The sequence below is a fragment of the Gimesia sp. genome (assembly GCF_040219335.1).
Lineage (GTDB): Bacteria > Planctomycetota > Planctomycetia > Planctomycetales > Planctomycetaceae > Gimesia.
The window spans coordinates 313,818-327,915 of record NZ_JAVJSQ010000040.1 but is presented as its reverse complement, the minus strand read 5'-3'; the positions used below and the strand labels follow the sequence as shown (position 1 = coordinate 327,915).

Below are 14,098 nucleotides of genomic sequence, written 5' to 3'. Positions count from 1 at the left end.
CCAAACGTGCCGGAGCGTAAAAAAGTTTTTACAAACCGTTCACAGCAGTGATCACAACTCATTGAAATATAAGGAGATAAAAATAGTCCGCCCGTTGAAAGAATTCTCACGGCACGCGGCACGCGGTCTGAGCGGGCTGTGGTGAAAAATCAACACGATCTGAGGGGTTCACAGCAGAGAAGCCTTAACCCGCTGCTATCAGGTCAGTTAGCGCGATGTTGTTTCAAAGCAACACGTGGCGAATCGGCAACAGGGACGAAAAACAGTCCACCTTGATTATGAGAGTGTCCGTAAAATCCCATCAATCCGCAGAGTCAGCCGTAAACAGCAGGCTCAGAGAGGATCCGAAGAGAAAAAATGAAAAAAGTCTCTGATATCCATGATTTACTTCTTGTCGTACCCTTGACCTCAGCGGATAAGATTACATAATCTTCACACACAGCAAGCACGTGTTGCTTCTGAAAGTGATCTTCACTCTCAGTCCAATACATGCCAGCTCGCGGGTGTAGCTCAGTGGTAGAGCACCACGTTGCCAACGTGGCTGTCGAGGGTTCAAATCCCTTCACCCGCTCTTTTTTTCGCATGCAAAATCTCAGGGATTGAATCAGAGCCCCCATCTTCTTGAATGTGGGGCTTTTCATACTTTAAGTAGTATCGCTATCAGAATCAGCTCCGCAGTGTGCAACTGCCACCCTCAGATTGAGTGCAGTGATTTGGTAAATCCCCCATTGCTGTTTTCCACACAACGTAAAAGAAAAGGATTGGACCGTGTCTGACGATCTCGCAACGACAGAAGAAACCGTCTCCACCGAAGGCGAGTATAAAATGTCTGCGACCGCCGATATTAAAGAGGTGGGTCCCTGTAAAAAACATGTGACTGTATCAGTCCCCCGTTCTGACATCGAGCACTTCTACTCTGAGTCTGTCTCTGAACTGGGTGATCAGGCAACAGTTCCCGGTTTCCGCGTCGGCCACGTTCCCAAGAAGCTGATCGAAAAACGTTTCCGCCAGGAACTCAACGATCAGGTCAAACAGCGGGTCCTGATGGAAAGCCTGGAACTGATCGCAGAAGACAACGATCTGGATCCGATCAACGAGCCAACCATTGATGTCGAAAGCCTGGAAATTCCAGAAGACGGCGAATTCACCTTCGAATTTGAAGTCGAAGTTCGTCCTGACTTCAAACTGCCCGAATACAAGGGGCTGTCGCTGGAACGTCCTGTCCGCGAAATCGGCGACAAAGACATCGAAGAATACCTGAACCGCTTCCTCGGCCAGTACGGCGAAATGGAAGAACGGAAAGGTGCTGCAGAAAAAGAAGATTACCTCGAACTGTCAATCAAGTTCGAACACGACGGCAAGCCACTCAGCGAAATCGCCGAACTGGTTGTTCCGCTCCGTCCGATCCTGCGTCTACGTGATGCCGAAATCAAAGACTTCGGCGAAGTCATGGCTGACGTCAAAGCCGGCGACACTCGCGAAACCGAACTCGAAGTTTCTGCAGAAGCCGATCAGATCGAAATGCGTGGCGAAAAGGTCAAAGCGACTTTCACCGTGAAGACCGTCAAGTTCATCCAGCCTCCGGAAATCAACGAAGAGCTGCTGGAACGGATCGGTGCCGAATCGGAAGAAGAACTCCGCGAAGAAATCAAAAACATCCTGGAACGTCAGGTGACTTACGAGCAGCGTCAGTCTACCCGTACCCAGGTTCTGGAAAAGATCACCGAGTCTGCCGACTGGGATCTGCCGGAAACACTGGTTTCCAAGCAGGTTGAAAACGCACTGCGTCGGGAAATCCTCGAAATGCAGCAGGCCGGCTTCTCCCGTCAGGATATCCAGGCTCGCGAAAACGAACTGCGTCAGCAGGCGATTTCCAGCACACGTCAGGCACTCAAAGAGCACTTCGTGCTGGACAAGATTGCCACGACCGAAAACCTGATGGTCGATCCTTCTGAAATCGACATGGAAATCTACTACATGGCGATGCAGCAGGGTGAAAGCCCCCGTCGCGTTCGGGCTCGTATGGTCAAATCCGGTATGATTGAAAACCTGGAAGCTCAGCTGCGTGAGCGTAAAGCGGTTGACGTCATCCTGGAAAAAGCTGAATACAAAGAAACCGAGATGAAGAAGCCAGAGGAAAACAAAGTCTCTGCTATCGCTCGCTCGGTCTGCTCCAGCTTCGCCGGCTCCGCTGCGGAAGCTGAAGAGGAAGAAGCGGCAGAAGAAGAAGGCGAAGAATAATCGCCCCGCTGCTCATTCAGAATAGAATCAAGGCACCGTCAAATCGATGGTGCCTTTTTTTTATGCGCGAGCATTCCTCTGCTTATGAATCTGTGCGAGTGTAAATTTCTCTTTCTGAAATACCTGATCTCGCTAAAATAGAAAGATTCCATTCACATACATCACGACATCCGGGATAATCACATCCATGCCTGACTTCACTGCTCCAGATACACAGACCGCTGGACGTCCGGTGATCCTGCTGGGAGCAAGTAACCTTACCAGAGACTTTCCTTTGATTCTGCGTCTCCTGCAGCCGAGCATAGGGATGCCCTGCGACATCTATACCGCCCTCGGGCATGGACGCTCATACGGAACCTGGAGTCGTCTCCTGCACCGTGCCCTGCCCGGCATCTCCCGCTGTGATTTGTGGCAGGCATTACCCACATCGGATCGAATTTCGGAACAACCCCTCGCGCTGTTGACTGATATCGGCAATGATCTGATTTATGGTCAATCGGTTGATGCCATCTTCAGCTGGGTCAGGCTTTGCCTGGATCAATTACAGGCGATCGATGCCCGGGTGACGATCACGCTGCTGCCCGAGTTCACACTCGCAAAACTCTCAAATCTGCGTTTCGAGATGACACGCCGGCTGTTCTTCCCGAAAAATCCGGCTTCACTTCCCGATCTGATTCAGAAAGTCGGCCAGTTGAATCAGCGACTCACCGAACTGGCTGGAGATCCCCGTATCCGGATTGTTGCTCCCCAGCCTGAGTGGTATGGCTTTGATCCCATCCACTACCGTGTCTCGCAACGGGCCCGGTTATGGAAAACAATTCTGACCAGTTGGGAACTGGAGAATCTGGAACAACAGACAGTCCGCAATCGCCTGCTGGATGGCTGGTATGCCTTCACTTATCTGCCTCCCGCAGTCAGGCGTCGCTGGGGCAAAGAGATCCGGAGCAGTCAGCCGACCCGGATGTTCGCCGATGGCACCCGCATCTCCGTTTATTAAATATCATTGCCCTAATCCATTTTCTGGATTAGAGTTAAGAAATGACATCTTAATTTTTGAATGAAAATTCCAAATTGAGGAGTGATATCGCTCAAGAGAATCCGCCCGTAAAGAAGCCGAGGTAAGGCTGGATGTTTGATCTTCCGCTGCAACAGGGACCCACCCCATGGAATTCGTGCTGGTATTGATTCTTTTGACACTCTTCGCTTCCTTCATCCACGGAATCTGGGTGATTGGTCACTTTCTCGTCAAACTGTTCTCGCCGGAAGCGGCCCCAAACGACGTCCATTCCGCGCATCAACTTGACGAAGAACGAAAGACAACAGAGAGAACTCGCGAGCAGGAGCGTCAGTCAGCCGAACGCTACCTTCGCCGACTCTATCATCAGGGCGTCATCCCGGAAGATGATTTCGTCCGCCTCTTCAAATATACAGCAGCCAAGCAACCGGCGCCCGCTCCTCCTGAAGTCATACAACCGAAACCCGAGCCCAAGCCTGAACCCAAACCATCGACGCAGAAACCAGTCCCGCAAACGACGCCTGAAAAAGAACCGGTTCTCGAAATCTCCGATTTTCTGGACGAGAGTGCCTTTGAACCAGAGACCAGGACCGAACAGATTCAGCCTGTCTCTCCAGCACGCACTACCCCACGTCCTGCGATGCCCGTCGAAGAGCAGAAACGTCCGCTGGGTTCACTTCTGCAGGCCTTCATGGAAGAGAAAAACATTCGCTGGGGGGAACTGGTCAGCGGTCTGCTGATTGTCGGCAGTGCCATTGGCCTGGTGGTCAGTCTCTGGTCGACATTGAAAAATCAGATCCCCTATCTGCCTGCCCTGCTCTTCCTGCTGGCCACCGCCGCCATCCATGGAGCGGGGCTTTACACTTTCAAACGCTGGAAACTGGAAGCCACCAGTCGCGGCCTGTTACTGATTACGGTGCTACTGGTGCCTCTCAACTTCCTGGCGGCCATCCGCCTGTCCGATCACAGGCCTGTGGCCGACCCCCTCTTCATACTCGCACTCGGTGTCGGCTTTGCCGCATTCGGGTGGATGGTCCATTCCTCCAGCCGCATCCTGCTCAGTTTCGGACGCTGGCCTTTACTGGCGATCGTCCTGGGTACCTCAGCCGGGCAAATCCTGATCTCCCGGCTGGGGGACCAGGCAAACACGTTAATGCAAATTAATCTGCTGGCGCTGCTGCCGGTCGCCTGTTTTGTGATTGGCATGGGCAGTGTCTTACGAAATGCCTTTCACTGGGACGACTTTCCCGATTCTCGTGCCCGGGAACTAGTAACGCTGCTCGGGCTGGCGGTTTTTTCCGTGCTGGCTCCCTGCTGGCTGATGATCTGGAATGCCCCCGAACGCCTGGAAAACTTTGCCCGACTGACGCCGCTGTTCAGCCTGATGGAAAGCCTGCTGGTCGGATTTGGTCTGCTGCTCCATCATCGGAAAGGGAAAGACGAATCGCCGCACTGGTCCCTGACGGGTTCGTCCCTCGCGATCTTTGCTGCCATCATGCTGCTGGTCAACTTCGCGATCGCCTGGCCGCGCGTCGATATTCTGATCGCCCTGGGAATCGTCAACGCCATTAGCCTGACACTGCTCGCCTTTCGAGGACGTTTTCCTTTATGCCATTTACCGGCACTGGCATCGCTAATGATTTCAGTCCTGCTCGGATTTCACGTTCTGGGCGGCACTCTGCCTCTGGAAGGCGTCACACAGCGAATGCTCATGGAAGCGATGCTGCTGGGCCGTTCTGCCATCGTATTACTGGCATTGGCGATCGGAGCGGGAACCGGAGCGATGCTCCTCAAGAACAAATCGCACCGGGAGGCAGCGGAATACTACCTGTATGCCGCTGTTGGGCTGGCCTGCGGCTCCAGCCTGATCGCGGTCTACGCGGGCTTTTATAGCCGCACGGATGTCATGTGGACTACGGTGGCTTTACTGTTGAACTCCGTTCTGTTCCTGACAGCGAACTGGCACGTTCGTCGTCAGGTGCTTTCCAGCATCGGATCATTTCTCTGGTTCCTGACACTGCAACACGCACTCTGCCTCAACGGCCCCATCCGCGAGTTGCTGCAGAGCATGCATCTGCGTCCCGATGGTCCCTTCGCCTGGGGCTGTTTGATCCACGCTTCGACCAGCCTGCTGTTTTTACTAGCCCTGCAATTCTGGACACAAACTCGACAAAAGTTACAGAACAGCTGGTCGCTGCTGCCCGCTGAGGGAAATTCGTTTACCGGCCCTCTCACCGCTGGTTCCATGATCACGTCGGTCCTCATGATCCCTTATGCCCTGCTGCAGATCATGCCGGCCCACATGCATGCGTTTTACTCGTTCTGGCTGATGTTGATCTGGCTGGGCATTGCGTTGATCCTCCGCTCCGACATCTGGTTTCTGTGTGCCCAGTTCGCGGGGACAGCCGGCACACTCTACACCGCGACTGCGGTCGGTCAGCGTTTTGATCTCTGGACGGGTAATGGTTACCATTCTCCCCGATACTGGCTGTTCCATATCCTGGCGATTGCCCTCTGGAATGGACTAAACTCCCTGATCTGTTCCCATAAATTTTCGCGCAACATGCTGGGAGCGCTGGCCCGCGACAGCCGTCTGAATCTGCAACCGATTCTATTGGGCGGTGCCATCCTTTCTACAGGCCTCGTATTTGCATTTGCACTGTTACCCCTGGTCGGAGCCGAGTTCAACCAGGCCTACCGGATGAGTGCGGTCTGGAATTTTCTGGCTCCCGCAATGTTCGGGCTGTTCGTCTACCTGATGGGACTGACGGCCATTACCATTACGCGGGCCCGGGAACACAGCCTCTGGACACAAGGTGCCCTCTCCTGCACGCTGGTTGTACTGTTTTCCCTGTTTGTTATTTTCAATTCCGCATTGAAAGAATTCTCGGTCGGCTTTCCTTTGCAACTGGCACCAGAAGCCTTCAGTATCTGGAGCTGGCTCTGCCTGGGCCTGTTGATGCTGGGATGTCTGCCCTTCCTTAACAGTCGCCTGCAGAAACTCGCTTCGCTGGGCATGCTGTTAATCAGCTACCTGGTTCCCTTTTTGCTCGCCGGGTATTTCAACCAGACTCAGCATGTGGCGGGGGCTCTCCGCTGGTGCCTGAGCCTGTATGCCGTGGTTATATTTGTAGTAGTCTGGAAAGCAGAATCGGTGCTGCAGACTTTCCAGTCGCAGCAGGTCCGCTTGCGATACCTTTCGCGTCTGCTGGAAGACAAACCGTCGTGGCGTGACTTAAGCATACTGGGCATCAGTCTGCCTGTCCTGTTCCTGACAATGTGCCAGGTACTGGGAACGGGGCTGGGACAGGTCGCAACTCTTGATGTTGCAGACCGGTTACTCGCTTTCACACAATTTGGTCTGCCGCTGCTGATACTGCTGGGAACGATCATCTGTTATGCAGTGCTGTTCCGCTCCAACGGCTGGATGCTACTCGCATCCCATCTTCTGCTGGTGACAACGCTGGCGGGAACCATTCTGATGTTTTCGACACCCCTCGATCAATATGATACCGCCGAGTTTCTGCAGACTCTTACCTGGCTGGGACTCGCGGCTGCCGGTTTCGGGATCTTCTGGCTGGCGTGCGAACGCTGGATTCATCCCGAGTTCCAGAAATACCAGCTGCTCATGTCTTCCGAGTGGCCACCATTACGGATTCATCTGGCGACGATGCTCAGCCTGATCGTCTCTCCCTACCTGCTCCCCTTCCTGTTCAACCTGTTCGATCCCGCTGGCTCATGGGGGCCACGTTTCTCACAAGCCCCGTGGGTGACTCTGCCTGCGGTCGGAGTCTCTGCGATCTGCATTCAGTATTTTGCCCGCAGGTACTCCAGCAGTATGCAGGTCAATGGTCTGAGCTTCCTCAGTCTGTCACTGATTGGACTGGCAGCGGTCCTGGGCTGGCACCATACGGACTGGAACGCCTGGCAGGTCAACCTGCTGCTCGAAGGGGGGCTGCTTCTGGTGATTGCCTTCCACGCGTTCCGCTTTGTGCAAACCTGGCGTCGCTCCGCCAGCGATATCGAACTACAGGCTGACACACAACGACATCTCTACTGGTCTCAGTTGCTCTTTGGTCTGTTACTGCTGTTCGGACTGCGGGGGGGCTGGTCTGACCTGTATCGCCCCTGGCCGGGGCTGACGATCGCGGCGACAGGGACGGGCCTGTATTTCACGCTGGGACTCTGTCTGCGAAAACAGATCATGGCCTGGGCTTCACTGGCAACGGCATTGGTCGGCACCGTGCTGGGCTTCACAGCGTTCTGGACCGACATGAATGTGATTGTGACAACTCAAAATCAAATGGACCTCTTGAAGTGGCTGATCACAGTCGCGTCAGGTATCGCTGCCTGCTGGCTGGCGGTGGACGTCTATCGGCAGCGTGTCTCGACTGACGAAGAGCTCGGACTGTCTGAATTCAGGTTGCAGCACATCGTAACGGGGGCTCTGTCCGCAGTCGTCCTGCTCTACACGCTGACAATCACCGTTTCCCGGACAATGCTGACAGTGGAAGGACTTCCCGTCATTCGTGACAGTCAGGGGTGGATTGCCCTGGCAGCGGTGACCGTGCTGCTGACAACGCTGCTCTGGGACCGGAACAGCCGATATGGGCTGGCGCCACTGTTTATGATGGGATTATGTGCAATCGGCACCTTCCTGAGTAATGAGACAGAACTGCAGATCCTGGTACAGCGGTCGGGCATCGCGTTGTCTGTCTATGCCTGTCTGATCGGGATTCTGTGGAGACTGCGTTCACAGCTGGGCCAGGCTGGTAACCGCCTGGCGATTGCCAACGCGGACCGCATCTGGGAGCAGGCACGCAGCTGGGTCCCGCAAGCGGTTTCCGTGATGACACTCTCGACAATCCTGGCATTGCTGCACAGCGTATTGCGATTTGAAGATCAGACGCTCCGCTGGTGGTCGGTGGTGGGGACCTGCCTCACGGTTCCGGCGTTGCTGTCACTGGGTGATTTGAGTGAACTTTCCGAACGGTTCAAACACCGGGCACTTTTGGCACTGGGCGCCGCATCCATCTATTTCAGCTGGGCCCTGTTACCCGTCACAGGGAACTTTTACTGGCTCGACCATCTGATTCGTCTGCTGGAGGCGGTCTCCGTTCTAAGCCTGCTGACCACAATTGTGCTTGCGAAATGGTCGCGCCTCACCTCGGACTGGACGGAAGCGATTCGCAAAAGCGCGCGGACCTTCCTGACCGCTGCTGGCGTCGCGCTGTTATCAATCCTGGCTTCGGAGATCGGACTGCAACTGACCGGGGTCCGGCTGCAATTGAATCCAGCGAGAATTGGCGTTGTTTCAGCGGCGCTGGTGCTGCTCTCCGCGGCCCTGATCGTGATGGCTGCCATTCCCAAATATGATCCGTTCCAGCTTCCGTTGAAACGCAGAATGCTGTATGTCTATGCGTCTGAAATCGTACTGGCCCTGCTGTTCCTGCATATTTATCTGACCGTGCCGGAACTGTTCCGCGGCTACCTGCTGCCTTACTGGCCTTATATCGTCATCGCGATTGCCTTTGCCGGTGCGGGGGTCGGTGAGTACTTCGACCGCATCGGGCTGCAGGTGTTGTCTGAACCGCTCCAGCGGACGGGTGTCTTCCTCCCGCTGTTGCCTGCACTGAGCTTCTGGCTGCATGGTGCTTCGACTCAGACCTCTCCGGTGGTTGGCGAATATTCCCTGGTGCTGCTGTTGATCAGCCTGGTCTACGTGGTGATGAGCCTCTGGAGAAAGTCGTTCGTCTATACCACGCTGGCTGCTCTGGCGGGTAACGGTGCCTTGTGGGCTTTCTGGGTGGAACAGGGACAGTTACTGACGCAGCATCCTCAGCTCTGGCTGATTCCGCCGGCATTGTCGGTACTGGTCGCGACACATCTGAATCGTGAAAAACTGAGCGATTCCCAGCTGACTTCGATCCGGTACTTTTCTACGATTGCCATTTATGTCAGTTCGACCGGGGACATGTTCATCACCGGAGTGGCGGAAAGTATTGCGCTACCGATGATTCTATGTGGCCTGTCAGTCGTGGGGATCTTCGCCGGGATGCTGCTGCGAGTACGGGCCTTCCTGTATGTCGGCACCTCGTTCCTGGTGCTTTCGATTGTGAGCATGATCTGGCACGCGTCGCAGTCACTGGGACACGTGTGGCCCTGGTGGGCGTTTGGAATTGGCCTGGGGATCTGCATCCTGGCCCTGTTCGGGCTGTTCGAAAAGCGGCGCAATGAGATGCTGGATCTGGTGGGTAAATTAAAAACCTGGGACCGGTAAGCCGGCCCCAGGTTGGAAAGTCAAAATCATGGAGTACGTTCTGCTGAATTAAGCATTCGTACTGCGGTGCTGGCGTTTCCGCTCGTTTTCCGTGAGGTAGATCTTGCGGAGACGGATCAGCTTGGGAGTGATCTCCACATACTCGTCCTGTTCGATGTACTCCAAAGCAGCTTCGAGACTCATATCTCGTGCCGGCTTGAGGGCGACGTTTTCATCGGAACCGGAAGCACGCACGTTCGTCAGTTTTTTACCACGGATCGGATTGACGACTAGGTCATTTTCACGGGCGTTTTCGCCGATGATCATCCCTTCGTAGACATCATCTCCGGGAGAGACAAAGAATTCAGCCCGTTCCTGCAGTTTCCAGAGAGCATAGCCCACGGCCTGCCCTTTGGCCTGGGAGACCATCACGCCATTCGCACGCCGGGGAACTTCCCCTTCGCTGGGCTTGTAGCCTTCGAAGCGGTGGTTGATGATCGCTTCCCCTTTGGTCGCGTTGAGCAGACGGGTTCGCAGACCGATCAGCCCGCGGGCGGGAATCGAAAACTTGAGGTGCGACATTCCGGTTTCGCCAGCCGTCATGTCGATAATCTGTCCTCGACGTGCACAGACCAGTTCCATCACGGAACCGACCGAATCCGCAGGGACGTCGACAACGAGTTCTTCAAACGGTTCATGCCATTTATCGTCGATCTTCTTGCGGATCACTTCAGGCTTACCGACGGAAAGCTCATAACCTTCGCGACGCATCTGTTCGATGAGTACGGAGAGGTGCAGCACGCCACGACCGGAAACGGAGAACGAGTCTTTGTCTTCCCGTTCGGTGACTCGCAGAGCCACGTTCGATTCGAGTTCACGCATCAGACGTTCCCGCAGGTTACGGCTGGTGACGTATTTGCCATCCTGCCCTGCCAGCGGAGAACTGTTGATGGTAAACAACATCGAGAGTGTCGGCTCATCAACGTCGATACGTTCCAGGGCTTCAGGTTTCAGTGCACAGGCAACGGTGTCGCCGATTTCAGGATTGTCCAGACCAACTAAAGCGACGATATCGCCGGCGGTGGCTTCTTCAACGGGAGCCCGTCCCAGGTTATTGAACAGTTCGACCGAATCGATGGTACAATTGATATGCTTTCCGCCGGCCTTGATCAGGGTGACCTTTTCACCGCGACGGACTTTACCGGTGCTGATACGACCGGTGGCTACGCGGCCCACGTATTCGGACCATTCGAGGGTCGTGACCATCATCTTCAGCGGGGCGTCGAATTCGACTTCCGGAGCGGGTACTTTCTCGAGCACCATGTCCAGCAGCGGGTGGATGCTGTCGCCGAAGTTGTCCAGATCGTGTGTGGCGAAGCCTTCACGGGCACTGGCATAGATATAAGGGAAATCGAGCGTTTCGTCGTCTGCATCCAGATCGACGAAAAGGTCGAACATTTCGCTCAGCACGTGATCGGGGCGGCAGTCGGGGCGGTCGATCTTGTTGATCACCACGAGAGGCTTCAGATGACACTCGAGGGCCTTTTTCAATACGAAGCGGGTCTGGGGACGGGGGCCTTCAAAGGCATCCACCAGAATCAGCACACCATCGGCCATGCGGAGCACGCGCTCGACTTCGCCGCCGAAGTCGGCGTGGCCCGGGGTATCGATGATGTTGATTTTCACGCCCTTGTACATCAGGGCAATGTTCTTGGCCAGGATGGTGATTCCCCGTTCGCGTTCCAGATCGTTCGAATCCAGAATACAGTCACCTTTCAGCTGGGAATCCCGGAACTGGCCGCTCTGGTGTAGCAGGGCGTCGACCAGTGTGGTCTTCCCATGGTCCACGTGCGCAATGATAGCAATGTTCCGCACATCTTCTCGTTTCATGACTCTTCAATCTTCCCAAAATGTTTCAATCGGGAAACCTTCTTGATATTCGGACGTTCCTCACGGGGAACAGAGGGTCTCACCAGATAGCCGCCTCGCAGCGCGTCAGGCTACTATAATAAGGGGCAAAATATATCAGCAATAGATTAGTAACGCAAAGCCCAGAAACCGTCATTCTTACTGGTAGTTCGAAGCGGTTTTAGCGATACTTTGATCATGAGTACGTCAAATCTTCATAATTTGCGAGCTCGTACCGTAAACCCAATTCAATTCAGGGAGTTCCACGCATGAAACTGCTCCGTCTGCAAGTCATCCTGAGCCTGTTGTTACTGGCTCTGATGCCCTTCAGAACACTCACCGCCCAGGAACCAGCCTCATACGACCTGCTGCTCAAAGGGGGCACGATCATCGATGGAACAGGAAAAGCGGGTTTTACAGGAGATCTGGCGATCAAGGATGACCGGATCGTCAAAATTGCCCCTGAAATCAAGGCATCCGCCGATCAGGTCATTTCCTGCAAGGGACTGATCATCGCCCCGGGATTCATTGACCTGCATAATCACAGCGATCGGCAGATTGTTTCCCCCCTGACCCGGGCGAATATGAACTTTATCACCCAGGGATGCACCACCGTGGTCACGGGAAACTGCGGTAGTGGCCCGGTTGATACAGGAGAATATTATCGGCAGATTGACGCCGCGGGTAGCGGGACGAATGTGATGCACCTGATTCCGCAGGGTTCTCTGCGAGACCACGTAATGGGCTCCGGTCAGCGGGAACCGACGGAAGAAGAACTGAAGAAGATGCAGGAGCTGGCCCGCCGGGCGATGCTGGACGGTGCCTGGGGGATGTCGACTGGTTTGATCTATGTACCGAGCTCGTATGCAGATACGGATGAGCTGATTACGCTGGCCAAGATCGTCGCCGAGTATAATGGCATCTACGCGAGCCACATTCGGAATGAAAGCACGGAGCTGCTGGCAGCCGTCAATGAGGCTTTAAAGATTGGGCAGCAGGCCAGGCTGCCTGTACATATTTCTCACTTCAAATCGAGTGGTCGGGACGCCTGGGGGCTGGTTCTGCGCGCCGCAGCGATGATCGACGAAGCCCGCCAGCAGGGTCAGACGGTGACTGCCGACCAGTATCCGTATATCGCGTCCAGCACATCCCTGGGCGCCACGCTGATTCCAGCCTGGGCCCGGGCGGGAGGCAACAAGGAACTGGTGGCCCGCCTGGAAGCACCGGAGACCTCAGAGAAGATCATTAAACAGATCGAGAAGAACATTGAAAAACGGGAAGGCGGAAGTGCGGTTCGGATAGCCCGCTACGCGGATCGCCCCGACTGGGTGGGCAAGAACCTGCAGCAGATTGCGGATCAGGAGCAGAAAAGTATCCTGGAGATCGTGCTCGAGATCACCCGGCACGGGGGGGCGTCAGTCGTTAACTTCAGCATGAATGAAGAGGACGTGCGGCAGATCATGAAAATTGACTGGGTTGCGACCGCGTCGGACGGACGTGCCTATCTGCCCGGTTCAGATCGTCCGCATCCCCGTAACTACGGCACCTTTCCCCGGAAAATCGGCTATTATTCGCTGCAGGAAAAAGTAATCCCGCTGGAAAAGGCAGTTCGCAGTGCCAGTGGCCTGCCGGCTGACATCCTGGGCTTAACGGACCGGGGCTATTTGAAGGAAGGCGCTTATGCGGATATTGTAGTCTTCGATCCCGCGAAGCTGATCGATCAGGCGACGTTTGATAATCCGCATCAGTATTCCGAGGGAATCCGTTACCTGTTTGTGAATGGGACACCTGCCATCAACGGTGGCTTTCCCACAGGCAGCCTGGGGGGGAAAGCACTCCGCCGTCCGCAACCAGAAAAGTAATCGCATCAGAAACATCCAAAGCAGGCCGCCTGATGGTCTGTCTCAATCCAGGAAGGTCCTTAGTTGAATCCCCGCCGCGTCGAGTTACTGGTCAGCGTGCGTAATTGTGAAGAAATCGCCGCTGCGCTGGCCGGGGGTTGTGACCTGCTCGACTTCAAAGAGCCGGAGAACGGCGCACTTGGCATGGTCGATTCTGAATCCCTGCAGGCGATCACTGTCTACTGCGAACGCCACAGCATCACTCAGCCCCTCAGTATGGCACTGGGCGAACTGGTTGAGTGGTGTGAGCGCCCCACTATGCCTCGCATCCCCTCGGCCATGAAGTACTTGAAGCTGGGACTCTCCGAAACTCGGACGATTCCCGACTGGAAATCCTGCTGGCGGGAGGTGACCGAGCGGATCGAAACCGAACATCAACGGCAGTTCGACTGGATCGCAGTTGCCTATGCAGACTGGGAACAGGCTTCGGCGGCCCCTCCCCTCGAAGTCCTGTCAGCTGCGATTGAGAGCCGATGCGCTGGTCTGCTGATTGACACTTTCCACAAGCAGGGCCTCGGGTTAACGGACCTGCTCTCGCTGGAGCTGCTGGACGAGCTCATTCAGCGGGCGCATCGACACGGATTGAAGGTCGCGCTGGCAGGTTCCATTCGCCCGGGTGACCTGGAGACACTTTCCCCCCTGCAACCGGATATCGTTGGTATTCGGGGGGCAGCCTGTACGGGAAATCGACGCACCAGTTCGATCGAGTCGTCCGCAGTGCGTGACTTCAGAATGCAGTTGCAAGAACAGTTCCACTACTATCCTTCGGGATGA

6 protein-coding genes and 1 tRNA gene are annotated in these 14,098 nt (G+C 55.2%); 6 read left to right on the top strand and 1 reads right to left on the bottom strand.

The genetic code is table 11. From position 1 onward, the window contains the following. The first annotated feature begins 499 nt into the window (after window positions 1-499). The 4 genes from RID21_RS29695 to RID21_RS29680 all read left to right on the top strand — a co-directional run bounded on the left by RID21_RS29695 (window position 500) and on the right by RID21_RS29680 (window position 9,536). Window positions 500-571: transfer RNA gene (locus RID21_RS29695), tRNA-Gly, on the top strand. Window positions 572-768: 197 nt separating this feature from the next. Beyond that, entirely contained in the window at window positions 769-2,241 is a 1,473-nt protein-coding gene (gene tig / locus RID21_RS29690) for a trigger factor (protein WP_350195318.1), read from the top strand. A 187-nt stretch (window positions 2,242-2,428) separates the two neighbouring features. Then, complete coding sequence (locus RID21_RS29685; protein WP_350195316.1) at window positions 2,429-3,238, top strand: hypothetical protein; 810 nt, start codon at window positions 2,429-2,431, stop codon at window positions 3,236-3,238. Between the two features lie 166 nt (window positions 3,239-3,404). Continuing rightward, the gene (locus tag RID21_RS29680) at window positions 3,405-9,536 is read left to right on the top strand and encodes a hypothetical protein (protein WP_350195314.1); all 6,132 of its coding nucleotides are present in this window, start codon (window positions 3,405-3,407) and stop codon (window positions 9,534-9,536) included. 48 nt (window positions 9,537-9,584) lie between these two features. Here RID21_RS29680 and typA read toward each other — a convergent pair whose 3' ends face one another. Continuing rightward, entirely contained in the window at window positions 9,585-11,405 is a 1,821-nt protein-coding gene (gene typA / locus RID21_RS29675; protein ID WP_155366787.1) for a translational GTPase TypA, read from the bottom strand. A 287-nt stretch (window positions 11,406-11,692) separates the two neighbouring features. Between typA and RID21_RS29670 the strand changes: the two genes are divergently transcribed. Continuing rightward, on the top strand, window positions 11,693-13,285 hold the full coding sequence (locus tag RID21_RS29670) for an N-acyl-D-amino-acid deacylase family protein (RefSeq protein ID WP_350195313.1): 1,593 nt from the start codon (window positions 11,693-11,695) through the stop codon (window positions 13,283-13,285). 63 nt (window positions 13,286-13,348) lie between these two features. Next, window positions 13,349-14,098, top strand: coding sequence for a (5-formylfuran-3-yl)methyl phosphate synthase (locus RID21_RS29665; protein WP_350195311.1), 750 nt, complete (start codon window positions 13,349-13,351; stop codon window positions 14,096-14,098).